The organism is Aeromonas sp. QDB39, assembly GCF_027707585.1.
GTDB classification, from domain to species: domain Bacteria; phylum Pseudomonadota; class Gammaproteobacteria; order Enterobacterales; family Aeromonadaceae; genus Aeromonas; species Aeromonas hydrophila.
Genome location: NZ_JAPCIV010000021.1, coordinates 70,989 through 95,761, shown reverse-complemented (window position 1 = coordinate 95,761; position 24,773 = coordinate 70,989). Strand labels below are relative to the sequence as shown.

At 62.4% G+C, this 24,773-nt stretch carries 23 protein-coding genes and 1 tRNA gene; 10 read left to right on the top strand and 14 right to left on the bottom strand.

The genetic code is table 11. The features are described from left to right. Positions 1-172: 172 nt before the first annotated feature. Positions 173-505: a hypothetical protein gene (locus PG899_RS13975; protein ID WP_077095211.1), complete on the top strand. Its 333-nt coding sequence runs from the start codon at positions 173-175 to the stop codon at positions 503-505. A 156-nt stretch (positions 506-661) separates the two neighbouring features. Here PG899_RS13975 and PG899_RS13970 read toward each other — a convergent pair whose 3' ends face one another. From PG899_RS13970 to nhaC, 7 genes are all read right to left on the bottom strand, one after another. Further along, positions 662-2,092 (bottom strand): gamma-aminobutyraldehyde dehydrogenase, encoded by a 1,431-nt coding sequence (locus tag PG899_RS13970; RefSeq protein WP_077095210.1) that lies wholly within the window; start codon positions 2,090-2,092, stop codon positions 662-664. A 29-nt stretch (positions 2,093-2,121) separates the two neighbouring features. Then, positions 2,122-2,937 (bottom strand): ABC transporter permease, encoded by an 816-nt coding sequence (locus PG899_RS13965; protein WP_011707522.1) that lies wholly within the window; start codon positions 2,935-2,937, stop codon positions 2,122-2,124. A gap of 110 nt (positions 2,938-3,047) precedes the next feature. Further along, positions 3,048-4,016, bottom strand: coding sequence for an ABC transporter permease (locus PG899_RS13960; protein WP_024944801.1), 969 nt, complete (start codon positions 4,014-4,016; stop codon positions 3,048-3,050). Continuing rightward, positions 4,013-5,026 (bottom strand): ABC transporter ATP-binding protein, encoded by a 1,014-nt coding sequence (locus PG899_RS13955; RefSeq protein ID WP_077095208.1) that lies wholly within the window; start codon positions 5,024-5,026, stop codon positions 4,013-4,015. Before PG899_RS13955 ends, PG899_RS13960 begins: the two co-directional genes overlap by 4 nt. Before the next feature lie 72 nt (positions 5,027-5,098). Further along, positions 5,099-6,244, bottom strand: coding sequence for an ABC transporter substrate-binding protein (locus tag PG899_RS13950; protein WP_077095207.1), 1,146 nt, complete (start codon positions 6,242-6,244; stop codon positions 5,099-5,101). A gap of 191 nt (positions 6,245-6,435) precedes the next feature. Further along, positions 6,436-7,359: a LysR family transcriptional regulator gene (locus tag PG899_RS13945; RefSeq protein WP_043164498.1), complete on the bottom strand. Its 924-nt coding sequence runs from the start codon at positions 7,357-7,359 to the stop codon at positions 6,436-6,438. A gap of 106 nt (positions 7,360-7,465) precedes the next feature. Next, entirely contained in the window at positions 7,466-8,875 is a 1,410-nt protein-coding gene (nhaC, locus tag PG899_RS13940) for a Na+/H+ antiporter NhaC (RefSeq protein WP_017409482.1), read from the bottom strand. A 299-nt stretch (positions 8,876-9,174) separates the two neighbouring features. Here nhaC and PG899_RS13935 point away from each other — a divergent pair, with 299 nt between their 5' ends. After that, entirely contained in the window at positions 9,175-9,384 is a 210-nt protein-coding gene (locus tag PG899_RS13935) for a hypothetical protein (protein ID WP_011707516.1), read from the top strand. Here the strand turns inward: PG899_RS13935 and PG899_RS13930 are convergent. The 5 genes from PG899_RS13930 to rsmC form a co-directional block, all read right to left on the bottom strand. Further along, positions 9,379-9,651 carry a late competence development ComFB family protein gene (locus PG899_RS13930; RefSeq protein WP_016352123.1) on the bottom strand — a complete coding sequence of 91 codons (273 nt, stop codon included), beginning with the start codon at positions 9,649-9,651 and terminating at the stop codon, positions 9,379-9,381. The two genes, PG899_RS13935 and PG899_RS13930, sit on opposite strands and share 6 nt — an antisense overlap. 109 nt (positions 9,652-9,760) lie before the next feature. Further along, a tRNA-Leu gene (locus PG899_RS13925) sits at positions 9,761-9,846 on the bottom strand. A 116-nt stretch (positions 9,847-9,962) separates the two neighbouring features. Then, entirely contained in the window at positions 9,963-11,423 is a 1,461-nt protein-coding gene (glgA, locus tag PG899_RS13920; protein WP_077095206.1) for a glycogen synthase GlgA, read from the bottom strand. Further along, a complete protein-coding gene (gene glgC, locus PG899_RS13915; RefSeq protein WP_011707513.1) occupies positions 11,413-12,630 on the bottom strand; it encodes a glucose-1-phosphate adenylyltransferase in 1,218 nt (405 codons plus the stop codon). The genes glgA and glgC overlap by 11 nt, the downstream gene beginning before the upstream one ends. Positions 12,631-12,779: 149 nt before the next feature. Further along, positions 12,780-13,808 (bottom strand): 16S rRNA (guanine(1207)-N(2))-methyltransferase RsmC, encoded by a 1,029-nt coding sequence (rsmC, locus tag PG899_RS13910; RefSeq protein ID WP_077095205.1) that lies wholly within the window; start codon positions 13,806-13,808, stop codon positions 12,780-12,782. Between the two features lie 280 nt (positions 13,809-14,088). On the opposite strand from rsmC, the gene dapA reads away from it, so the two are divergent. The 4 genes from dapA (at position 14,089) to PG899_RS13890 (ending at position 18,460) form a co-directional block, all read left to right on the top strand. After that, complete coding sequence (gene dapA, locus PG899_RS13905) at positions 14,089-14,961, top strand: 4-hydroxy-tetrahydrodipicolinate synthase (protein ID WP_043127035.1); 873 nt, start codon at positions 14,089-14,091, stop codon at positions 14,959-14,961. 94 nt (positions 14,962-15,055) lie between these two features. Then, on the top strand, positions 15,056-16,696 hold the full coding sequence (locus PG899_RS13900) for a GGDEF domain-containing protein (RefSeq protein ID WP_043160301.1): 1,641 nt from the start codon (positions 15,056-15,058) through the stop codon (positions 16,694-16,696). A 4-nt stretch (positions 16,697-16,700) separates the two neighbouring features. Further along, on the top strand, positions 16,701-17,804 hold the full coding sequence (locus PG899_RS13895; protein WP_011707509.1) for an EAL and HDOD domain-containing protein: 1,104 nt from the start codon (positions 16,701-16,703) through the stop codon (positions 17,802-17,804). A 65-nt stretch (positions 17,805-17,869) separates the two neighbouring features. After that, the gene (locus tag PG899_RS13890) at positions 17,870-18,460 is read left to right on the top strand and encodes an HAD family hydrolase (RefSeq protein WP_016352117.1); all 591 of its coding nucleotides are present in this window, start codon (positions 17,870-17,872) and stop codon (positions 18,458-18,460) included. Positions 18,461-18,599: 139 nt separating this feature from the next. Here the strand turns inward: PG899_RS13890 and hfq are convergent, their stop codons facing one another. Continuing rightward, a complete protein-coding gene (gene hfq / locus PG899_RS13885; RefSeq protein WP_011707507.1) occupies positions 18,600-18,962 on the bottom strand; it encodes an RNA chaperone Hfq in 363 nt (120 codons plus the stop codon). 177 nt (positions 18,963-19,139) lie between these two features. Here hfq and PG899_RS13880 point away from each other — a divergent pair, with 177 nt between their 5' ends. From PG899_RS13880 to PG899_RS13870, 3 genes are read left to right on the top strand one after another with little or no spacing between them, the layout of a single operon-like run. Next, positions 19,140-20,420, top strand: a complete 1,281-nt coding sequence (locus PG899_RS13880) for a paraquat-inducible protein A (protein ID WP_077095204.1) — start codon at positions 19,140-19,142, stop codon at positions 20,418-20,420. Then, positions 20,413-22,059 carry an intermembrane transport protein PqiB gene (pqiB, locus tag PG899_RS13875; RefSeq protein WP_077095203.1) on the top strand — a complete coding sequence of 549 codons (1,647 nt, stop codon included), beginning with the start codon at positions 20,413-20,415 and terminating at the stop codon, positions 22,057-22,059. The genes PG899_RS13880 and pqiB overlap by 8 nt, the downstream gene beginning before the upstream one ends. After that, positions 22,059-22,628 carry a PqiC family protein gene (locus tag PG899_RS13870; protein WP_029304753.1) on the top strand — a complete coding sequence of 190 codons (570 nt, stop codon included), beginning with the start codon at positions 22,059-22,061 and terminating at the stop codon, positions 22,626-22,628. Before pqiB ends, PG899_RS13870 begins: the two co-directional genes overlap by 1 nt. Before the next feature lie 84 nt (positions 22,629-22,712). Here the strand turns inward: PG899_RS13870 and ompA are convergent, their stop codons facing one another. Beyond that, on the bottom strand, positions 22,713-23,771 hold the full coding sequence (ompA, locus tag PG899_RS13865) for a porin OmpA (RefSeq protein ID WP_077095263.1): 1,059 nt from the start codon (positions 23,769-23,771) through the stop codon (positions 22,713-22,715). Between the two features lie 233 nt (positions 23,772-24,004). On the opposite strand from ompA, the gene PG899_RS13860 reads away from it, so the two are divergent. Further along, positions 24,005-24,739 (top strand): substrate-binding periplasmic protein, encoded by a 735-nt coding sequence (locus tag PG899_RS13860; protein WP_043160294.1) that lies wholly within the window; start codon positions 24,005-24,007, stop codon positions 24,737-24,739. Positions 24,740-24,773 lie beyond the last annotated feature (34 nt).

Here is a 24,773-nt window from a genome sequence, read left to right as displayed (position 1 = left end):
GGTATTAGCTGGTCAAGGATGGCGATCATACCTCAGAAGCCGCGCCACGCCTCGCTCATATGAGGGGATGGTTAAGGGTGAAAGAACAACACACTATTTGAATAACCTCTTGCAAGGATGCATTGATTCGGGCCCGTCGGCCCAGGCAATGACATAAAAACCAAGAGAGTGAATGAACATGAAAAACGTAATCAAGATGCTGGCCGTTGCAGGCCTGATGACCGCAGGTCTCGCCCAGGCTTCCGTTCCGGCTGACTTCAACGCCGCCCCGGGCGTGCTGTTTGTGAACTGGCACGCGACCGCCGCCGTCGAAGGCAAGGCCAACCCCATGCTGGAAGTGCGTGACGAGTCTGGTGATGTGGTTGCCTCCGTCCATGCCAACCTGATGGGCACCCAGCAAGTGCAGATCCCGAGCCGCACCCAGGGCAACCTGACCGTGAGCCTGGGTGATCAGAGCAGTGACTACCGCATTCCGTTCGGTATCGGCAGCGGCAAGCAGCGCTAAGCTGACGACGCCCTGGCGCGATGGCCGCAGACTGCACCGGTACGACCGGTACCGTCCCCGGCCATGATCGCCACAGTGACGTAAAGATGCAGAGTGCTCAGAGAGAAGGCCCCGCCATGCGGGACCTTCTGCTTTTCGTCTTCGGCTGTCCGGGTTTCACAGCTTGAGCATGATGTGGCGCGGCACCGTGTAATCCTCCAGCGCGTAGAGGGAGAGATCCTTGCCGTAGCCGGACATCTTCATGCCGCCGTGGGGCATCTCGGAGGTGAGCATGAAGTGGGTGTTGATCCAGGTGCAGCCGTACTGCAGGTGGCTGGCTACCTTGCTGGCAAGGCCGAGATCCCGGGTCCAGACCGAGGAGGCGAGGCCGTAGTCCGAGTCGTTGGCCCACTGCACCACCTGCTCGGCGTCGTTGAAGCGAGTTACCGACACCACTGGGCCGAACACTTCGCGCCGCACTATTTCATCCTCCTGGCGGGCATGGGCGATCAGGGTCGGCTCGAAGAAGAAGCCGTTGCCCGGGCGGATCTTGCCCCCCGCCGTCACCTCCACGTGACCGCTGCTCTGGGCCCGCTCCACGAAGCTGGCCACCCGGTTGCGCTGCCGGTCCGAAATGAGCGGCCCCATCTCCACCCCCTCCTCGCGCGGACCTCCCACCTTGATGGAGGCGACCGCTTCGGTCATGGCGGCGACGAACTTGTCGTAGATTTTGCCTTGGGCATAGATGCGGCAGGCGGCGGTGCAATCCTGGCCGGCGTTGTAGAAGCCGAAGGTGCGAATGCCGGCCACCACGGCCTCCAGATCCGCATCGTCGAAGATGATGACCGGTGCCTTGCCCCCCAGCTCCAGGTGGGTGCGCTTCATGGTGCGGGCGGCACTCTGCAGGATCTTCTGGCCGGTGGCGATGTCACCGGTGAGCGACACCATGCGCACCAGCGGGTGCTCCACCAGCGGCGCCCCCACGCTCTCGCCCCGGCCGCAGACGATATTGATGACGCCGCGCGGGAAGAGCTCGCTGGCGAGCTCCGCCAGGCGCAGGGCGGTGAGCGGGGTCTGCTCGGAGGGCTTGAGCACCACCGTATTGCCGGCGGCGAGCACGGGGGCCATCTTCCAGGCCGCCATCATCAGCGGATAGTTCCAGGGGGCGATACTGCCCACCACCCCGATGGGGTCGCGGCGGATCATGCTGGTGTGCCCCTCGATGTACTCCCCCGCCAGCGGCCCCTGCAGGCAGCGAGCCGCGCCGGCGAAGAAGCGGAAGCAGTCCACCACCGCCGGCAGCTCGTCATTGAGCACCGCCAGATAGGGTTTGCCGCAGTTGAGGGATTCGAGCGCCGCAAACTCCTCGGCGTGGCGCTCGATGGCGTCGGCCAGGCGCAGCAGCAGGGTACTGCGGCTCGCCGGGGTGGTGCGGCTCCACTGGGCGAAGGCGCGCTGGGCACCGTTCACCGCCCGGTTCACCTGCTCGAACGAGGCTTCGGGCACCGAGGCAAGAAGTTCCCCGGTGGCCGGGTTGAGGATGGGCTCGGCCTGGCCGTCACCGGTGACGAACTGACCGTCGATCAAGAGTTGGGTAGAGAGTTTCATGGTTGCATCCTTGCGCACGCGTTGAGTCGTTATTTGCCACTGCCAGCGACGTCCTGGCCGTCGCGGGTGAGGTAGTAGGCAAGCAGAATGGGAATGGTGGTGAAGGCCACTATGATGAGCGCCACCACGTTGGTGACCGGCCTGTCCCGTGGCCGGATCAGCTCCTGATACATCCAGATCGGCAGCGTGGTCTGCTGGCCGGCGGTGAAGGTGGTGACGATCACCTCGTCAAAGCTGAGGGCGAACGCCAGCATGCCCCCCGCCAGCAGGGCGGTGGCGAGGTTGGGCAGGATCACGTAGCGCAGGGTCTGGAAGCCGTCGGCCCCGAGATCCATCGACGCCTCTATGAGGCTCTGGTTGGTGCGGCGAAAGCGCGCCAGGGCATTGTTGTAGACCACCACCACGCAGAAGGTGGCGTGACCGATGACGATGGTCCAGAAGCTGAAGGGGATCTCCATCACCCCGTAAGCGGAGCGCAGCGCGATGCCGGTGACGATGCCGGGCAGGGCGATGGGCAGCACCAGCAACAGCGACACCACCTCCTGGCCGAAGAAGCGGCTGCGGGCGATGGCCCCCGCCGCCAGAGTGCCGAGTACCATGGCGGCCAGCGTCGCCAGCCCCGCTACCTCCAGCGACAGCTGGATGGCGCGCCACACGTCGGGGCGGTTGAGGGTCACCTCGAACCACTTGAGGGTCAGGCCGGGGGGCGGGAACTGATAGCTCTTGCTCTCGCTGGTGAAGGCGTAGAGGAAGATGAACAGGATCGGAAAGTGCAGGAACAAGAGGCCGCCGATGGCAGCGTACTTGAGCAGGCCGGAAGGCTGGTTGCCATGGTCCCGTTTCATGGAGGTATTAGAGCGCATCGAAAGCCCCCAAGCGTTTCGCTGTCGTCAGGTGAATAGCCATGATCAGGATGGGCACCCGCGAACTTGTGTGGATGAGTGACACATGGGTATCAAAGCGCATCGAAAGCCCCCAAGCGTTTCGCGATGGTGAGGTAGATGGCGATGATGAGGATCGGCACCAGCGAGAAGGCGGCGGCGAAGGGCAGGTTGCCCGCCGTACCCTGCTGCATGTAGACCACCTGGCCTATGTACATGGTGGAGTTGCCTATGATGCCGGGGATGATGTAGTCCCCCAGCGTCAGAGAGAAGGTGAAGATGGAGCCCGCCACCACGCCGGGCAGGGCGAGCGGCAGGATCAGGGTGCGAAAGGTCTGGGCCGGGGTGGCGCCGAGATCGCCGCTCGCTTCCAGCAAGGATCGCGGGATCCGCTCCACCGCCGCCTGGATAGGCAGGATCATGAAGGGCAGCCAGACGTAGACGAACACGATGAAGGTGCCAATGCGGGAGAACGACAGCGACGGCCCGCCGATCACCGGCAACGAGAGGATGGCGTCCAGCAGCCAGTCCAGTCCCAGAGTATCTGCCAGCCAGCTGATGACCCCCTCCTTGGCCAGGATCAGCTTCCAGGCGTAGACCCGCACCAGATAGCTGGACCAGAGCGGCAGCATGATGCCGACGTAGAACAGGGCCCGGGTCTTGCCGCTGGTGTAGCGCGCCATGTAGTAGGCCACCGGAAAGCCGAGCAGGGCGCAGGCCAAGGTCACCAGCAGCGACATGCCGACGGTGCGCAGGATCACGTCCAGGTTCTCCGCCCGCAGCAGGGCGACGAAGTTCTGCAGCCCCAGCTCGTGGCGGATCTGGCCGCTGAACTCGTCCAGCCCGAAGAAGGCGTTGGAGAGCAGCATCAGCAGGGAGCCGACATAGATGATGCCGAGCCACAGCAACGGCGGCCCGAGCAGGATGGCCAGCAACAGACCCGGCCGCCCGTAGAGCAGGGTGGAAAGGCGCCGCAGCGGCCGATAGGAGAGGGGGGCAGTGGGTTGGCTCATGGCAAGGCTCGCACTGTGGGGGGCGCTCATGGTTGAGCTCCCAGAGGGGCGGTGTGCAGGCGATGGATCGCCTGCTCCGGCCAGCTGAGGCTGACCCGGGCGCCACGGGGCAGGCGGGCCTGGCCTTCGTTGGGGTGGTTGACGATGAGCTCGAGCTGCTCGCCGAGATCGACCCGGTAGCGCACGAAGGGGCCGAGGTACTCCACTTCGCGCACCTCCCCGGACCAGCCTGGTGTGCCGGCCTTGGCGAGCCGGATCCGCTCCGGGCGTACCATCATCTGGCTAGCATCGCCGCACAGACGGCGGGCCTGCTCCCCCTCGAACAGGTTGACGGTGCCGACGAAGCGGGCGACGAAGGGGGTGGCGGGGGCGTCGTAGATAGTATCCGGCGCGGCAATCTGCTCGATCTTGCCCTGATTGAAGATGCAGATGCGGTCGCTCATGGAGAGCGCCTCCTGCTGATCGTGGGTGACGAAGATGAAGGTGATGCCGAGCTGGCGCTGCAAGGCTTTCAGTTCGAGCTGCATCTGCTCGCGCAGCTTGAGGTCGAGTGCCCCGAGCGGTTCGTCCAGCAGCAGGATGCGCGGCTGGTTGATCAGTGCCCGGGCGATGGCGATGCGCTGGCGCTGGCCGCCGGAGAGCTGGCCCGGCTTGCGGTTGCCGACGCCGGGCAGGCGCACCAGCTCCAGCATCTCGTCCACCTTGCGGTAACGCTCCGCCTTGGCGACGCCCTTGAGCATCAGGCCGTAGCCGATGTTGTCGCGCACATCCATGTTGGGAAACAGGGCGTAGTCCTGAAACACGGTATTGAGGTTACGATCGTAGGGGGGCACGGTGGAGCAAGGCTCGCCGAACAGCCGGATCTCCCCCTCGCTCGGGTATTCGAAACCCGCAATCATCCGCAGGCAGGTGGTCTTGCCGGAACCGCTCGGCCCCAGCAGGGTGAAAAACTCGCCGGCCGGGATCTGGAAGGAGATGTCGTCGACCGCCTTCACCTCGCCATAGTGGCGGCTGACCCGGTCAAATTGTACGGCATTCATGGGACGTCCTTGTCTGTGTGGGAAGCGGGCCGGACTCCTGTCCGGCCCCATATCGGCATTTACTGAGGTACCTCAGCGACCACCCAGGATGGCGATATAGTCTGAGACCCAGCGGTAGTAAGGAACGCAGGTCCCCTGGCTCTTGCACTGGGTGACGGGGGTACGCCAGAAGCGCACCCGATCGAAGTTGTCGATGCCGTTGGTTTTGCACCCCTCTTTCCCGAGCAGGGCATTGCCCTCGCAGGCGGCTGGCACTACGGGGACGGAGCCGAACCAGGAGGCGAGATCCCCCTGCAGCTTGTTGTTGAGGGAGTGCTCCAGCCACTTATAGGCACAGGTGAGGTTCTTCGCCTCGCTGTGCACCATGCTGGTGTCGGCCCAACCGGTGACGCCCTCCTTGGGCACCGTCGTGGCGATGGGCTGCTTGTCGGCGATCAGGGTGTTGGCCTGGAACGGCCAGGAGCCGGAGGCGACCACCCCCTCGTTTTTGAAGTCGTCGATCTGGACGAAGGCGTCGTGCCAGTAGCGTCCCACCAGCTGACGCTGCTGGCGCAAGAGGTCGAGGGCGGCCTTGTACTGATCCTCGTTCAGCTCGTAAGGATCCTTGATGCCGAGCGCCGGCTGGTGGCTCATCAGATAGAGGGCGGCATCGGCGATGTGGATGGGGCCGTCGAACGCCTGCACCCGTCCCTTGTTGGACTTGCCGTCCGGCAGGGTCTGCTCCTCGAACACCACGCTCCAGGAGTCAGGCGCCTTGGGGAACACCTTGGTGTTGTACATCAAGATGTTGCCGCCCCACTGGTAGGGCACGCCGTAGTGCTTGCCGTCCACCGTGTGCCAGGGGGCACTCTGCAGGCGGGGGTCTATCTTGCCGTAGCTCGGGATGAGCGCCAGGTTGAGTGCCTGCACCTTGCCACCGGCGATGAGGCGCAGGCTGGCGTCGCCGGAGGCGGTCACCAGATCGAAGCCTCCCTCGTTCATCAGCGCCACCATCTCGTCCGAGGTGGCGGCCGTCTTGACGTTGACCTTGCAGCCGGTCTCTTGCTCGAAACCGGTGACCCAGTCGTAGTTCTTGTCGGTCTCGCCGCGCTCCACGTAGCCGGCCCAGGCCACGATGTTGAGCTGGCCTTCACCCTTGCCGAGGGTGGTGGGGGCAGCCTGAGTCTGGCCTGCCAGCAGGGCGGGGATCAGGGCCAGGGTGAGGGGGGTCAGTTTCATCTTGCTCTCCTTGCTGGGGCGGGCACGGTTGTGATGCCACGCTGACAATTAACATCCTGTTAACCAGTCATGAGCGTAGGAGAAGCCGTGAGCAATGAGAATTTCAATTTTTAACGCCAGAGGTATCTGCTAAATCGATATCGAGTGCAGATGAATCTGAATTTCTATGGCAATACGGTCTCCGGAAACGGTTAGCGAGAAACCTGCTGACGGGCCCGCAGCCGGCTCTGATCCCGCACTATGTCGATGAACTCGCGGGCGGTCCACTCCAGCCGCGAGCCGCGCCGCCACACCAGGCCGATGTCGATGGCGGGGATGGGCTCCTTGATGGCGCGGGCCTCGACCCGTTCCTGCTCCAGCGACCAGGGGCGGTAGGCAAAGTCCGGCAGCAGGGCGAGCCCGAGCTGGCTCGCCACCAGGCTGCGCACCGCTTCTACCGAGGCGGTACGCAGCACGATGCGCGGCGCTATGCCGTAGCGGCGCAGGCCGCCGCCGATGATCTGATCCAGCTGGTCGGCGGTCAGCGAGATCATGGGCTCCTCGCCGAGCGCTTTGAGAGAGAGGGTCGACTCGGCGCAGAGCGGGTGGTTGGCGGCGAGCCAGACCCGCAGCGGCGAGCGGGTCAGCAGCTCGGTATCGAACGCCTCCTGACGGATGGTGCGGTTGGTCATCAGGATCCCCACGTCCACCTCGCCATTGACGATCTGGTGCTCGAGGTAGGGCTGCTCATCCTCCTTTACCTCGATCTGCACCGCCGGGAAGGCGCGGCGAAAGCGGCCGAGCGCCTCCGACAGGTAGTAGCCTGCCACCAGCGTGGTCACGCCTATGGTGAGCCGCCCCTGATCCTGCTGGGCCACCGCCTTGAGGGACTGGCCGGCTTCGGTCATGGCGCCGAGGATGCGCCGGGCGTGCAGCAGAAACTGGTGACCCTGGGTGGTGAGGCTGACGCCGCGCGGATTGCGCTCGAACAGGGCGGCGCCGAGCTCGGTCTCCAGCTCGCGGATGGCGCTGGTGACCGCCGACTGGGAGATGTGCAGCTCGGCGGCGGCGCGGCTCACCGAGAAGCTGTCGGCCACCGCCACGAAATAGCGGATCTGGCGAAAGGTGAAGTTCATCTGGGCGTCCTGCCGCGTGCGATCAAGGTGACTGCCAGCTTAACCTCGAATCGCGGCCAGATAAAAGGCGCCGTGCTGGCGCCTTTTATCATGGTTTTTCCGGTGGTTAGCGGGAGCTGGCAGCCTCGATCACCGGGATCCGGTTCACCGCCTTGCCGAGATAGGCGAGGGTGATGGTCACAATGATGCAGGTGAAGCTGAGCCACATGTAGGGCAGGTAGTCGAGGGTAGCCACCCCCAGTACCCCGGCCATGAAGATGCCGTTGTCGCTCCAGGGCACCATGCCGCAGGTGAGGGTGCCGCCGAACTCGGCGTTGCGGGAGAGGTTCTTGCGTGCCAGTCCCAGCCGGTCGTAGTTCTTGGCCATGATCTTGGGGGTCAGGATCAGCGACACATACATGGCCGAGCCGAACACGTTGGCCAGGAAGGCGGTGCCTATGGTGTGGGTAGTCAGGCTGCCGGCACCCTTGATGCGCTTCTCGAAGGCGCTGGCGATCACTTCCAGGATGCCGACCTTCTCCAGCAGGCCGCCGAAGCCCAAGCCGAAGATGATGACGGCCACCGAGCCCAGCATGGACTCCATGCCACCGCGGCCCAGGATGTTGTCGATGAAGTCGACGCCGGAGGTGATGGCAAACGGGCTGTAGGCGGAGTGCATCGCCTTGACCGGATCCATGTCCTGGAACAGGATGGCCCAGACAAGGCCCAGCAGGGCGCCGAAGCTGATCACCGGGAAGGCGGGCTTGCGGTTGGCCAAGAGGCCCAGCACCAGCACCACCGGGACTATGGCCAGCGGGGTGATGTTGAACTGCTTGTCGAGCGCTTCCATCACCAGGTTGACCTGCTCCAGGCTGACGTTGCCGGAGTACTGCATGCCGACCACGGTGAACAGGGCGGCGGTGATGACATAGGAGAACAGGCTAATGGGCAGCATCCCCTTGATGTGTTCCATCACGTCGACGTTGGACATGGTCGAGGCCAGCACCACGGAGTCGGAGAGCGGGGAGAGCTTGTCACCGAAGTAGACGCCGGAGAGCACGGCACCCGCCACCAGCGGCGCGGGCACGCCGAGGCTGTGGCCGATCCCCATCATGGCGATGCCGGCGGTGGCAGCCGAGCCCCAGGAGGTGCCGGTGGCCAGCGAGGTCAGCGAACAGATGATCAGGGTTGCCAGCAGGAAGATGGACGGGTGAATCACCTTGAGGCCGAAGTAGATGATGCTGGGGACGATGCCGCCGGCAATCCAGGTGCCCACCAGCGCCCCGACGGAGACCAGGATCAGGATGGCCCCCATCCCCTTGGCGACGCCGTCGACGGCCGCCTGCTCCAGGGATTTGTAATCATGGCCGAGCTTGATGCCGAGCCCCATGATGACGAACCAGGCGATGAACAGTGCCAACTGGATTGGCAGGTCGAGCACGCTGGTGAAGGAGAAGGCCAGGGCCAGGAAAATAGCCAGGCAGGCAAACACCTGCGACATGCCCGGCAATCGGATGTGGTTTTGTTGGTTTTGCATAGATACTTCCTAAACTCTTGCTCGCCAAGGTCAGTCCCTCTCGTCCTGTGGATACACGTATCCCGAGGGGCCCACCCAAAAAGAGGCCGCAATCTACCACAAACCTGGGGGGGCAAATCCCAACTGATTTAGCAAAAATGCAGTTTTGATTGAAAAACTTACAAATTAGTTGATCTCATAACCCGTTTTTGAGTGCTCTGTTTGCCCCGATGGGACATTCGACTCCGATAGAAAAGTCCGATTGCATACTCCTAAAATACAAATGATAATTGTTATCAGTTGGTGAGGGGGAATGTGTCATGAGATGGATAGTGAGAGCCATGCTGCTGATCGGGCTGCTGGCGATCCTGATCTGGGGTCAGGACAAGGCGTACGGTATGTGGAGTCTGGGCTTCTTGCTGGCCGCCTGGGTCATGCTGGAACCCAGGCTGAGGCCTGCGCTGATCCTGCTGCCGGTGGCCGGTATGACGGGAGTCGCGGCCCTGATCTGGCAACAGCCCTGGTTATGACGAAGTGGCCGGGGCGCTTTGCACCTTCTCTTGCGCCAGCTTGAGCGACTCGATGACGTTTTTCTCCATCTCGGTACGCTTGGCATCGGTCAGGAAGTAGATCATGTCGACGTCGTGACGAATGTAGTGGGAGGGCAGCTGGTTCAGGGTCAGGCAGCAGAGATCGGCCATCTGGTTGGCGCTCAGCTTCTGGTTGAGCCCCTGTCTCTCAATCTCCTTGAGCACCAGATGCTCGTAGAAGTTGTGAATGTCGGTATCCAGTATCATATGCGTTCCTTGGCATGACGATGGGCGGTGAGTCGTCAAAAGCATAGTCATAACAAGGGGTAAAAACAAAAGGCCCGTCACTTTCGTGATGGGCCTTTTGCATAATGAATGGTGCGAAGAGAGGGACTCGAACCCTCACATCCGTGGGACACTAACACCTGAAGCTAGCGCGTCTACCAATTCCGCCACCTTCGCATCACTGCGGTGGGGGATTCTATAGAGTTTTGAAGGAGCGTCAACAGCCAAAGGGGACTTTTTTCGCTGTTGACGTTCAAAGCAGCATCAAGGGGACAAAACTTCAGCAATCTGCCTCAGTGGCGGGCCAGTGCGTCCTGATACATCTGCTCATATTGAGTGACCGAATCCAGCCAGTTGAAGCGGGTGTTCATGGCGTTGCGCTGTACCCGGGCAAACTGCTCGGGATCCTGCAGGTAGTAGAGCAGGCTGCGGCGCATGGCATCGAGCAAGATGTTGGCGGTCGGATCGTTGAAGCAGAAGCCGGTGGCGTGCTCCGGGTCGGAATCCCAGTCCACCACAGTATCTTTCAGGCCGCCGACGGCCCGCACCAGCGGCAGGGTGCCATAGGCCAGGCTGTACATCTGGTTGAGTCCACACGGTTCGAACAGGGAGGGCATCAGGAAGAAGTCGGCACCCGCTTCCACCAGATGAGCGAGCCGGTCGTCATAGGTGTTGATGAAGGCGAGCCGGTCCGGGAATTGTTGCGCCAGGGTCTGCAGCTGGGCTGCGAGGGAGGGATCCCCCGAGCCGACGATCACCACCTGCACCTTGTGATGCAGAAACTTGTCCAGCACCGGCAGCAGCAGGTGAACTCCCTTCTGCTCGGTCAGCCGGCACACCATGCCATAGATGGGCAGATCCGCCACCGGCAGGCCGGTCTCCTGTTGCAGGCTCTGCTTGCAGATGCGCTTGCCGGCCAGGTTGTCGACGTCATAGGTGGCCGGCAGGAAGTCGTCGAACGCCGGATCCCAGTCCTGATAGTCACAGCCGTTGAGGATGCCGCGCAGATCCGCCGCCCGCTGCTGGAAGATGCTGGCCATGCCGTGGGCGCCAAGGTGGGTCAGCAATTCGCTGGCATAGTTGGGGCTGACGGCGTTGATCTTGTCGGCATAGAGCACGCCGCACTTGAGCAGGTTGACGTGGCCGTAGTCGTAGCTGATGCGCTGTTCGTAGTCGGCAATCTCGGGCACGGCCCAGAACTGCTGGCGCTCGAATACCCCCTGAAAGGCCGCGTTGTGAATGCTGATCACGCTGCGGGTGTGCTGGAAGAAGGGGTTGTGGGCGTGACGGGTTTTCAGCAGCAGCGGCAGCAGGCCGGTGTGCCAGTCGTTGCAGTGCACTATGTCGGGAGCAAAGGCGAGCTGTTCGCTGGCGTGCAGCGCAGCCGCGGCCAGAAAGGCGAAGCGCTCGCCGTTGTCCGGATAGGCCTGGTTGTTCTCGGCGTAGAGCTGGGGGCGATCGAAGTACTGCGGGCAGTCGAGCAGATAGACGCAGACTCCCTCCAGATCCATCTGATAGATGCGATAGCCGATATCCGGCAGGCCCGGGTGGGTTGGCAGCCAGCGCGAGACCAGCTGTTTGGCCTCATCCCGTCGCTTTATCGTCTTGTAGAAGGGCAGCATGATCCTGACATCATGCCCCTTCTGGGCCAGGTACAGCGGCAGGGCTCTGGCCACGTCAGCCAGACCCCCGGTCTTCACAAGCCCCTCAACTTCCGAGGCAACGAACAGGATTTTCAGTGGGTTAATAGCCAACTCTTGCTCCCTTAGGTACCACGACGATACCGCCTTCGGACACGGTAAATCGTTCTCTGTCATGGTCCAGATTTTCACCGATCACGGTGCCGGGCGCAATTTCAACGTTCTTGTCGATGATGGCGCGGCGAATGGAGCAGCCCTCGCCGATCTTCACGTCCCCGAGCAGGACCGACTCGCTGATGTGGCTGCAAGGCCCCACGTTGCAGCGAAAACCCAGGATGGATCGCTGGATCTGGCTGCCCTGAATGAAGCAGCCGCCGGAGATCAGCGAGTTGGCGATCTTCACCTTGCAGTCGTCAGTGTCGACGAAGGTGGCGGGCGGCAGCGGCGGATAGTGGGTATGCAGCGGCCACTTGCGGTTGTAGAGAGAGAAGGGGGCATCGTCGGCCACCAGGTCCATGTGCGCCTGCCAGTAGGAGTCCAGCGTCCCCACATCGCGCCAGTAGACGTTGGGTTTCTCGCCCGGAATGACGTTGGTGCTGTAGTCATAGACATAGACGGGGGCGCGCGGGAACAGGCTGGGGATGATGTCCTTGCCGAAATCGTGACTGGAGTTCTCCTCGGCGGCATCGCGCTTGAGTTCGCGATAGAGCGCCTCGGTCTCGAAGATGTAGTTGCCCATGGAGACCAGCGCCTGGGTGGGATCGCCGGGGATGTGCTTGGGTCGCTTGGGCTTCTCTTCGAAGCCGATCATCCGGCCCTCCTGATCCACCTCGATCACCCCGAAGGCGCTCGCCTCCTCGATGGGCATGCGCAGGGCGGCGACGGTCAGGGCGGCGGCCTTCTGCTTGTGGAAGGTCACCATCTGGCTCACGTCCATCTTGTAGATGTGGTCGGAACCGAAGATGCAGACGTGCTCGGGGTCGGAGATCTCGATGAAGCGCAGGTTCTGGTAGATGGCGTCGGCGGTGCCGTCATACCAGCGTTTGCCCATCCGCATCTGGGCCGGGATCGGGTCGATGAAGCGATCCGTGATGCCGACGATGTTCCACCCCTTCTTCATATGCAAATAGAGGGACTGGGACTTGAACTGGGTCAATACGTAGATGCGCAGGAAGTCGGCGTTGACGAAGTTGTTGAGGACGAAGTCGATCAGTCGGTAGCTGCCGCCGAAGGGAACCGAGGGCTTGCTGCGGGTGGTGGTGAGTGGCTGGAGGCGAGTACCTTCGCCGCCGGCCAGGATCATGGTGAGTATGCCTGCCATCGTATTTCTCTCCCTGAATTCATACTATGAAAAGGTTTTCAGCTTGATGCAAAAAAACACCCCTAAAGGGGTGGTTTGAGGTGTGACAATTACCTTATCAGATCCCGTATGGGGCTCTCTACCTGTTTCCGGTGACTGGTTACACTTATTTACACTTTGCTCAGATAGACCTTGAATTTGGCATCGCTGCTGATCACTTCAGTCCGTTTGAAGTGCGTCTCCAGTATAGGCTGATATCGTAGGAAGGCGTTGGCAACTATCGTCAGCGAGCCCTGGGACTGCAGATGATCCGGCGCCTTGGCCAGGAAGGTCTCGGTGGCCGCGTAGAAGGTCTTGAGACCGGCGTGGAACGGCGGGTTGGAGACGATGCGGTCAAATTTCCCCTGAATGTCGGAATAGACGTCGGATGCCCGCACCTCGCCTTGCAGGCCGTTGATGGCCAGGGTGCGGCGGCTGGACTCCAGCGCCAGCGCGTTGATATCCACCATGGTGACCTTGAGTTCGGGATTGCGCTTGGCCAGTACCGAGCCAATCACCCCGGCGCCGCAACCAAAATCGAGCAGCGATCCCTGCATGGCCGGCAGGCTGGCCAGCAGCATCTGGCTACCCAGATCCAGTTCGGATGCACTGAACACGCCGGGCAGGGCCAGCACGGTCAGTTCGGTCTCGCCGACCTGGCACTGGTAGCGGCCGAACCAGCTATCCAGCTCGAACGGGGCGACCGGTTTGCTCAGCTCGCCATGATAGAGCGAGCAGCGGCGGGCCGAGTCGCGTTTGACTGGCTTGTCGCCATAGGGGGCCAGCAGCTTGTCGGCCCCATTGATGCCACCGCGGTTTTCACCGGCGAGGAACAGCTCGGCACCGGCCTCCAGCAGTGGGGTCATCATGGCCAGCAGATACTGGGCCTCGGCCTTGGCCTTGGGCATCAGCAGCAGCAGGGCATCGAAACGGGGGGCGCCGCCGAGCTGATGGTCGAATAGGATGGTATCCCCCAGCGCGGCCTGCTGGCTGCGGTAGTAGCAGTAATCCGTGGTAAAGACGGTGAGGGAGTGGGTCAGGGTCGCCAGCTGGCGCGGATAGTCATCCTCCAGCGCGCCGCACACCAGCAGCCGCTTGCCGACAAAGAGGGCTTGGTTTCGTTCCAGCATCTGGCTGACGGCACTGATCGGGCTGCTCATCGGGTCTCTCCACGCAATTTTGGGCGGCCATTATACATAGCCGCTTTCGCCTTGACATTTATGCCGTGTTCCCGAAATATGCCCAGACACCATTTTTTGAGCAGAGATGACGCAATGCGGTTCAACGGGTTGAAACGAAAGCATAAAAAAAGCCTGACATTCGGGCCTGCCGACGTTCGCGCGTAACCTCTCATCCCTGAGCAGATTCAAACCCCGGTTGCGCACATCGTACCGGGGTTTTTTATTGCCACATTCATGAGTCAACGGAGAAGGAAATTCCATGTTCAAAGGTTCAATCGTCGCCCTGATCACCCCCTTTCGACAGGGCAAGCTGGATGAAGAGGCGCTGGCGCGTCTGGTGGAGTGGCATATCGAGCAGGGTACCCACGGCATAGTGCCGGTGGGCACCACGGGCGAGAGCCCGACCCTGACCCATGACGAACACTGCCGGGTGGTGGAGCTGGTGGTCAAGCTGGTGGCGGGGCGCATTCCGGTGATCGCCGGGGCCGGCTCCAACAACCCGGTCGAGGCGATCGAGTACACCCGTCATGCCGAGCAGGCGGGAGCCGATGCCACCCTGCACGTGGCCGGTTACTACAACCGCCCCAATCAGGAGGGGCTCTACCACCACTTCAAGGCGGTGCACGACGCCACCAGCAAGCCGATCATCGTCTACAATATCCCGCCGCGCGCCATTGTCGACGTGCAGCCGGCCACCCTGGCCCGACTGGCCGAGCTGCCGCGCATTGCCGGGGTGAAAGACGCCACCGGCGATCTGGCCCGCCCCTGGACCGAACGCCAGCTGATCAAGAAGCCGTTTGCCTGGCTGTCCGGTGAAGATGCCACCGCCGTGGCCTACAACATTGGCGGCGGTCAGGGCTGCATCTCGGTGACCGCCAACGTGGCGCCCAAGCTGGTGGCCGAAGTGCAGAACCTCACGCTGGCCGGCAAGTGGCAAGCCGCGCGTGAGCTGCAAGATAAGCTGATTCCGCTCCATCAGGCGATGTTTGCCGAGCCGAGCCCCGCCGGCGCCAAGTATGCGGTCTCCCTGCTGGGCTTTTGCAGCGAGGAGTGCCGCCTGCCGGTGATGCCGCTGTCCGAGGCGACGCGCACCCGCATTCGTGACGCGATGCAGGCATTGAATCTGTTATAAAAAGTGGGCTCTGGATCGCGCTTTTGACTGGCTAGTCAATTAAAGTGCAAAGTTTGCCGATATACTCGCTTGGATACAACCAAGGATGGCAGGCATGCAGGAATGGGATCCAGAGCACTTCACCAGTTTTGAACATCTCTGTGAAGTGACGCTGGCGGCAGTCAGGGAAAAAACCGAAGCCGAACAGATCTACTTGTGGCTGCGGGCGCCCGAGTCCCAGCTATACAGCTTTCAGCTCGAACAGGGGCTGGTCTGCCTGACTGCCGACGCCCTTGCTACGCTCCAGCTGCCAATCGTTTTCATCGAACATGCCCTCGACAAGGGACAGCTGGTGGTGGAGCAGCTAGCCCACCCTCACGACATCTGGGAGACGGTTGAGCCACAGACGACACGCCTGCGCGCCTGTTTCCCGCTCAAGCGCCACAAGGGGCTGGAGGCGGTGGTCTATCTGGAGACCCGCCGCCGCCTCGATCGCCTCTCCCGTCGCCAGCAACAGAGCATTCAGCTGCTGATGCACTATCTTGCCGCCGAGCTGGAGAGCCGGTTGCTCGCCAGCCAGATCGATCTGGAGCGGGATCAACGACGCCATACCCAGGCCGACCTCATCCGAAGCCAGGCGCTGCAAGGCTCCTTCCTCAGCATGTTGCAGGCGCTGCATCAGGTGGGGGTTCAACTCTCCCGCTGCGACAGCGAGCATCAACTGCTGCGCGAGGCCGTGGTGCTGGCCCGCCAGGAGCTTCAGTTCGATCGCATCGCCATTTTCCTGGTCGACGCCGAGTTCAAGACCATGCACGGCACCTGGGGTACCAACGAGGCGGGCGAGCTGATCGACGAACATCACTTCATCAGCCCCATTCCCGATCACCCCACGGTGCAGGAGGCGCTGCGCCGCAAGGATTATGTGCTGGTGCTGGAGGATGCGCCGCTCTACTACGAAAAGCAGGAGGTGGGGCGCGGCTGGAACGCCATGGTGTCGTTGTGGGACGGCGCCACCCCGATCGGCTGGATTGCGGCCGACAACCTGCTGTGGCGCCGACCGCTCAAGGCCTATCAGAGCGAGATCTTCAAGCAGTATGCGGCCATGCTCTCCCAGTTGCTGATCCGCCAGCGTACCCAGGAGGCGCTTGAGCGTTTCAATCGTGAACTGGAGCAGCGGGTCAGCGAGCGCACCATGCAGCTGGCGGAGACCAACCGGGCGCTGGAGGAGGCCAACAAGCGCCTGTCGCTGCTGTCGCTGGAGGACCCGCTGACCGGCATCGCCAACCGCCGCCACTGGGATCTCACCATGCAGCGGGAGTGGGAGTGGGCGCGCCGCCATCAGAATCTGCTGGCGGTGCTGATGATCGATGTGGATGAGTTCAAGTCCTACAACGATCACTTCGGTCATGCCAAGGGAGACCAATGTCTGCAACAGGTGGCCGGTCTGCTGCAGGAAGCGGAGCGGCGGCGCACCAACCTGGTGGCCCGTTACGGCGGCGAGGAGTTCGTGATCCTGTTGTGCGGTCCGCAACCCGGCGAGGCGGAACGATTGGCGGAGCAGATTCACCAGGGGCTCAGCGAATTAAAGATCCCGCATCCGGCCTCCCGAGTTGCTGATTTCATTACGGTTAGCATAGGCTTTAGCTATCTGGTTCCCTCGCTGGATGGAACATGGCAGAGCTTGACCGAACAGGCTGATCAGGCGCTCTATCATGCCAAATCGCAGGGGAGGGCGTGTACGCTAGCCTATCGGTGAGCCCATGTTGTTACGTCGCTATCCCATCTTCAACCGCCGCCTCGCCCTCGTCGCCTATGGCATCGACTACCAGCTTGCCGACCCGTCCGAATGGACGCTGCTGGCGGCCCAGTGCCGGTTGCTGGCACAGGGGCGGCAATACCTGCTGCCCTTCACCCACGAGCAGCTCGATGAACTGCGCCCCCTGCTGTTTGATCAGGACACCATACCGCTGGTCGAGGCTTCCGCCGATCGGCTGCCCGCCTCCTTCCCCGTGCTGGAGCAGTGGCGCGACTACCGGCGCCGGTTGGCGGTGCACGGTGCCCAGCGCGAGCCGCGCTGGTTCAACGCCTCCCGGCTGCTGGTGTTCTGGATGGGCGAAGAGGGGATCCGCCAGCCGACCGAGCACAAGCGGATGGCGCTCGACATCGAGACCTGGGGAGACTTCCTGCCGCTCAAGGAGGCGGGGGTCGACTTCTTCGCCGGCGGTTTTCTCGCCCGCCCCGAGCTGGTCAACCAGCGCGCCGCCCAGCCAGACATGAAGCTGGTGCAGGAGATATTGCAGCTGATCTGCCGCGAGGAGTTCTCCTTCGCCCGGGTGGCTACCCTGCTGGAGCAGGATGCCTGGTTGCCGGGGCAGCTGCTGAGCTATGTCAACGCTCCCGGTTTCGATCACGCCAGCCCTATCGTCTCGGTCACCCGGGCGCTTTCCTATCTGGGGGAGCAGGAGATCCGCAAGTTTGTGCTCATCTACGGGCTGGCCAGGGTCAGCCAGCACATGCCGGAGGCCTGCACCCGCATGGCCATCGCTCGCGGCCGCTTCTGCGAGCTGATAGCACTGAATGCGCTCGGCAAGGCGGCTGCCAGCTGGGCCTTTCTGGTGGGGTTGGTACTGGATGGCTCGCTGCTCTCCGAGCAGCTCAAGGCCCACCTGCCCAAGGACGTGAGGCGGGCGCTGGAGTCTCGCGAGGGGCCGCTCTTTCACCTGTTCCAGCTGGTGAAGAGCTATGAACAGGGGGATTGGCCCTTGCTGGCCCAGCTGGCGCCCACTTATCAGCTGGAGCCTGCCAGACTGACGCCCATCTATTTTCAGGCACAAATGTGGGGGCAAGCGTTTCTCGCCACCTAGGCCGTGGCGAGCGGGGATGGCTCTGGCTAGAATGGGGGCCCTTTGTTCAGAGACAGACTCCGCACATGACCCTATCCGGATTTCAAGGCCTGGTATTTGACCTCGACGGCACCCTGGTGGACTCCATGCCGCTGCACCTCGCCGCTTGGGCGCACACGGCCCGCGAATTTGGCTTTCACTTCGATGCCGACTGGTTCTATGAGCTGGGCGGCATGCCGAGCCGCAAAATCGCCCTGCTGGTGGCCGAGCAGCAACAGATCGCCCTGGATCCGCTTATCGTGACCCGCTGCAAGACCGAACACTACGTGGCCAACCTGCACAAGGCGACCGTCTTCCCGGCCATGCTGGAACTGGTTGAGCGCTACCATGGCCGCATCCCGATGGGGATCGGCACCGGTTCGCCCCGCATCAATGCCGAGGCCGTGCTGCGCAACACCGGGCTGGATCGCTACTTCCCCGTGGTGGTGACTGCCGACGATGTGGAGCTGCACAAACCCCATCCCGATACGTTTCTGCTGGTCGCTCGTCGGCTGGGGGTCGAGCCGGCAGGCTGTCTGGTATTCGAGGATACGGGGATCGGCGTGCAGGCCGGTCAGGCTGCGGGGATGCAGACCTGCATGGTCAGGGATGGCAGACCGGTCGACTTGCAGTATTGAAGGGAAGAGAGAGAAAACGGATGGATCCACTCGGAGGAAGAGTGGAGTCCATTCTCATACGGGACAGACATGATACATGAGAATGGACTCGGTCACCCTTTGACGCAGCAATGGCGTCTGGGTGACTCAGGCAAGTGCATTACTGCTCGCTGCTACCGCCGCCCTGGTTGTCGTCATAACGACCGGGCGCACCGTGGGGGCGCGGCGCCATGGAGACGCGGGGCTTGCGGGCACGCTGGATGCTGACCTGCGGCCGGCCGGAGTGCATGGCGATGGTGGAAATCTTGGCCTTGTAGACCAGCTGCTGGTTGCCGTGGGCATCGGTCAACAGCACGCTGTACTGGTCGAAACCGCTGATGGTCCCCTCCAGCTTGATGCCGCTCACCAGGAAGATGGCGACCTGACTGCGATTCTTGCGCAACCAGTTGAGGGCAGAATCTTGCCCGTTCCCGAGGGAGAAGGCTTGCTCAATCGTGGAGTAGCTTGGGGATTCAGTTGTCATAAATTATTGTCCCGCGGAAAAAAAGTGGCGTTTGATTGTGCTAAATGGTCACTAGCTTGTCAAAGTCATTCTCACACCTGACCCGGATGGTGCAACGACAGGGCTGGTCGACGCGGGCCGCTGCTGTAATAATTGGCGGCTCTGGCCCCGTGGCGGGCCTCATGCTGGGGTTTCATCTTGCATCCGGTTTCACACCAACACCAACCCACCTATACCCATGACGCCACCGCGTGCGAAGAGTGCGACCTGCTGGTGCCGGCCACCACGCTGGCCGTGGGGGAGGCGAGCAGTTGCCCGCGTTGCGGTCACACCCTGAGCCGCCATCTGCCGGAGCAGGAGCGCAGGCCCATCGCCTACGGCTTTGCGGCCATCATCATGTTCGTGCTCTCCAACTCCTTTACCTTCATGTCCTTCTCCGCCAAGGGGGTGGGGCAGGAGATGACCTTTTTGCAGTGCATCACCACCCTGGTGGATCAGGGCTACCTGTTTCTCGGGGCCGTGCTGAGCCTGACCCTGATCGGCCTGCCGCTGGTCTATATCGGTTCCATCATGCTGGTGCTGTGGCGGGTCGACAAGGATCTGCACAGCAACGCCCTGCGCTCCCTCGGCCGGCTGCTGTGCCGGATCAAGCCCTGGCTGATGGTGGACGTCTTCCTCATCGGGGTGCTCATCTCGCTGGTCAAGCTGATGGGAATGGCCGACATCAAGATGGGCCTGTCGTTCTGGGCCTTCGTCGGCTACACGGTACTGCTGATCAAGATGATCTCGTCGCTGGACCGGATGTGGCTGTGGCAACGATTGTTCGGGCCGAGCGAGCTGCACGGGCTGACGGTGGAGGATGACGAGGCCAGCGCCATGGCCTCCGGGCTGGTGGGCTGCCACATCTGCGGCGCCCTGAGCGAGGTCGGTGCCGACAGTTGCAAACGGTGCGGCGATCATCTGCACAGCCGTAAACCGGGTGGGCTGAACCGGACCTGGGCGCTGCTCTTCACCTCGGTGATCCTCTACATCCCGGCCAACCTCTATCCCATCATGGATACCGTCTTCCTCGGGGATGACAGTCCCTCCACCATTCTGGGCGGGGTGGTGCTGCTGTGGGCCATGGGCTCCTATCCGATTGCCGCGGTGATTTTTTTCGCCAGCGTGGTGGTGCCGCTGGTGAAGATCCTGGCGCTGCTGTGGCTCTGCTACATGGTGCAGCGCGGCCATGGGACATCGCCCCTTGGCAAGCTCAAGCTTTATCGCATGACTGAATTCGTGGGACGCTGGTCGATGATCGACGTCTTCGTGGTGGCCATCCTGGCGGGCCTGATCCGGCTCGACAACCTGATGACCATCTATCCGGGCCCTGCGGCCGTCGCTTTTGCGGGTGTGGTGCTGATCACCATGGTGGCAGCCATGAGCTTCGATTCCCGCCTGATCTGGGATTTACAACAAGGAGAACGCGAACGTGAGTGAGCGTAAGAAAAGGTGGAAACCCGGCTCTGATTTTCTGAGCTCGGCCGCCGCTATCTGGATGGTGCCGCTGCTGGCGCTGTTCATCGGGATCTGGATGCTGTTCCAGCACTGGTATTCACAAGGTCCCAGCTTCACCCTGACGGTGGCGACGGCCGAAGGCATAGTGGCGGGCAAGACGGTGATCCGCTCCCGCGAGGTGGAAGTGGGCCGCATCGAGGCGGTGGAGCTCAGCGAGGACTACAGCCATGCGGTGCTCAAGGCCCGTTTGACCAATGCCGCCGCCGGCATGCTCAAGAAGGACAGCCAGTTCTGGGTGATCAAGCCCAGGGTCGGTCGGGAGGGGGTCTCTGGCCTCGGCACCCTGCTCTCCGGTGCCTATATCGAACTGGCGCCCGGCAAGAAGGGCAAGGCGCGCGATGAGTACGCCATGCTGGACAAGCCGCCACTGGCCTCGCAGGACGCCAAGGGGCTGCGATTATCGCTGAGCAGCCGCGACACCCGGGCGCTCGGGGTCGGCTCGCCCATCAACTATCAGGGCTTCACCATAGGCCAGGTGGAAGAGGCGAAGTTCCTGCCCGAGAAGAGCGAGATGCAGTACCAGATCTTCATCAACGCCCCCTATGACGTGCTGGTGAGCAGCAACTCCCGCTTCTGGATGACCCCGGGTTTCGAAGTCTCCATGAGCAGCGAGGGGATGAAGGTGAAGATGGATTCGCTGGAGAGCCTGCTGGACGGCGGCATCACCATGGGGCTGCCGCCCGGCTGGGCCCCCGGCGAGCCGGTCAAGCAGATGGACGACTTCACCCTGTTCCAGGATCAGGCCAGCGTACTGGCCGGTAGCCTGGATCAGTTCATCGACTACGTGTTCCTGTTCGAGGACAGCGTCGGCGGCCTGCACCCGGGCGCGGCGGTGGAGTATCGCGGCATCCGGGTCGGCACCGTCATCTCGGCCCCCTATCTCATCGACGAGAAAGGGGTGCAGATGTTCCAGAGCCGGCAGATCCCGGTACTGGCGCGGATCGAGGTACAACGTCTCTCCCACCGCTATGCCAATGCGGAGAAGGAGCAGTGGCGGGCACTGTTCGGCCGGCAGTTCAAGGAGGGGTTGCGGGCGACGCTCAAGACCTCCAGCCTGCTGACCGGGGGCAAGGTGGTGGATCTGAACTTCTATCCGGATGCGCCCAAGTTCCAGCCCACCAAGCTGGCGGGCTATCAGGTGTTCCCGACCGTGCAGGCCGGGCTGGATCAGATTGAGCGCAAGGTGAACCAGATCCTAGACAAGTTCGTCGACATGGACACCGCCAAGACGCTGAACCAGGTCAACCACACCCTGGTGACCCTGGAGCAGACCCTGAAGAACGTCAGCGCGGTGAGCGCCAACCTGGACAAGTTCACCGGTCAGAGTGCGACCCAGCAGTTGCCGGCGTCCCTCAACGACAGCCTGAAGCAGTTGCAGAGCACGCTGCAGGAGTATGACGCCAACTCCCAGACCAACCAGGATCTGCGGCAGTCGGTGCAGTCGCTCAACCAGCTGATGCGCGAGTTGCAGCCGCTGGTGCATTCGCTCAACGAGCAGCCGAGCTCGTTGATTTTCGATCGGGCTCGTCCCCGTGATCCCGAGCCCAAGCGAGGTCAATGATGAAAAAACAGATGATGGCGCTGGCCTTGCTGGGCCTGCTGGCGGGTTGCAGTTCTGCGCCGACGCAACTGCACTACTACTCCCTCGACGCCGAGGCGCAGCAAGCGGCCGCGGTGGTGGCTCAGCCGCAGCACCAGCTGGTGCTCAAGCCGGTGTCCCTTTCCGGCCAGCTGGATCGGATGAGCCTGGTCTATCAGCTGGAGGGCAAGGAGCTGCACTTCGCCGAGTATCATCGCTGGGCGGGGTCGTTGGATGCCCAGCTCGATCAGCTGACCCTGAATGGCCTCTCCAGCCGCTTGCCGGGTTGGGTGGTGCGGCAGGACGGTGCCCGCAAGGGGCCGGTGTTGACCATTTCGGTGGAGCGCTTCCAGGGGCGCCACGACGGTCGCGCCGTATTGAGCGGCCGCTGGCGCCTGCTGACCGAAGAGGGCACGGTACTGCGTGACGTCCCCTTCCAGCAGGTGCGGGTGTTGCCGGCCGATGGCTACGGCACTCTGGTGAGCGAGCTGGGAGCTGGCTGGCAGCAACTGCTCGATCAGATTGCGGCAGAGGTGCGCAAGAGCGCCTGACGCTGTGCCTATGCACGACCCAAAATGGAACGGGAGGCCTTGGCCTCCCGTTTTTTATTTGTGGCCGTCAGCCACGCTTGAGGATCACTGCTGAACTTCCGAGATCCCTTCGACCTTGACCTCAACCCGGCGATCCGGGGCCAGGCAGACGATCAGCTCTTTCTTGGACTTGCTGGTGCAGCTGTCGCCGGTGACCGGATTGCCCTTGCCGCGACCTTCCACGTTGACCTTGCCTGCCGGCAGGCCCTTGCCGACCAGATAGTCTGCGACGGTCCGGGCGCGCTGCTCGGAGAGCTTCTGGTTGTAGGCATCGGAGCCGATGCGGTCGGTATAGCCGATCACGGTGGCGACGCCATCCTTGGGTCTGGCCTGCTCAATCTGGCTGTAGAGGTTATCCAGCGCCTGGCCGGCGGCCGGCTTGAGGGTGGCCTTGTTGAAGTCGAACAGCACGTCCGAGCTCAGGGTGAACTGCTTGTCGACCACTACCGGCTCGGGCGCCGGGGCCGGCACCGGCGCGGCCACCACGGGGGCTACTTGGCCGAAGCGATAGACCACGCCGACCGCCAGCAGGCCGTTGTCGAGTTCGGCCCCGGTCTTGTCGAGCGCCTTGTCACCGAGCGGGGTGGTGTACTGGTATTCGAGACGGGCAGCCCAGTCGCGGTTGAAGGCGTATTCGGCGCCCAGCGCACCGACGAAGGCGGCGCCGTTGTCATTGTCCAGCTGCTTGCTGTCGGTCCAGGCGTAGGCGCCACCGAGGCGGGTATAGAGATCCAGGCTTTCGCTGACCGGCAGGCCGATCTTCATGGTGAGCTGAGCCAGCTGGGCTTTGATCTCGTCCCGGCTGATGTCGGTGGGGATCAGCTTGTCGGTCGCCGTGTACTTGTATTTGCCGAGCCAGTCATAACCGAGCTCGACGCCGAGGTTCTGGTTGATTTGATAGCCGAGGAAGGCGCCGGCGCCGACGTCATTCTTGTCCTCTTCGCTGATGGCGTAGTTGTCCTTGATGTCCTGGTTGTGATCGACGCCATAGAAGTTGGACCAACCCAGCTTGGCACCGCCATACCAGGTATTGTCTTGTCCGGCTGCCTGGGCGTTGGCCGCAAGCAAGCCTGAAACCAGCAAGGTAATCAGTGTTTTATTCATGTTGAGCCTCTGCAATTTCATATTGTCGGGGGGAGGTTGATAGGGTCGCCTCTCCTTATGGGTCGGGGCTTATAGCACAGCCACAACAGATTAAGGGTAGTCGCTTTAAGCAGGTTCTCAACCAACTGATATAAAACATAATGTGATTACCATTGCCGCAATTTGCCGCGGGAGTTTGCGCTCTGGCGAGGGAGCGCAATAGTTAACCGAGGCGGATTTGCTGCGAGGTGGACATGAACATCAGATGGATAGGGCTGTGCTGGGCATTGTGGCTGGCGCCGGGCTGGGCGGCCGAGACCCTGCAGGTGGTGACCGAGGACTATGCACCCTACAACTATCTGGAGGAGGCCGACGTCAAAGGGCTCGGCACCGAGGTGGTGGAGGCCATGCTGGAGCAGGCTGGCTTCGAATATACGCTGGACATCTACCCCTGGGCGCGGGCCATCTCGCTGGCGCGCAGCCGCCCCAACGTGCTCATCTACAGCATCAGTCGCTTCCCCGAGCGCGAGGCACAGTTCCAGTGGATCGGGGCGATAGCGCAGATCAATTTTCACGTCTTCGCCCTGGCCAAGCGGGACGACATCAAGCCGTTCAGCCAGCTGTCGCAGGCACGGGCCTGGTCCATCGGTACGGTGCGCAACGACGCGCTGGAGCAGTACCTGATCGGTCGCAAGTTCTCCAACCTGCAACGCAACAACAACCACGAGGCCAACATGCTCAAACTGCTGATGGGGCGCATCGATCTCTGGCCGGTATCGCAGGAGACGGCCAACTACTACGTACGCCAGGCGGGCTATGGGCCTGAGACCCTCAAGATAGTGCACGACATCGAGGATTTTACCGGGGGCGATCTGTACGTGGCGGCGAGTCTGAAGACGCCGCCCGAGGTGATCAAGCGACTGCAGGAGGCGCTGGCCACCATCAAGCAGAACGGCATCTACGACGGCATCGTCAAGCGCTACCGCTGAGGGGGGGCCCGCCGGGGCCGCACAACAAAAAGGG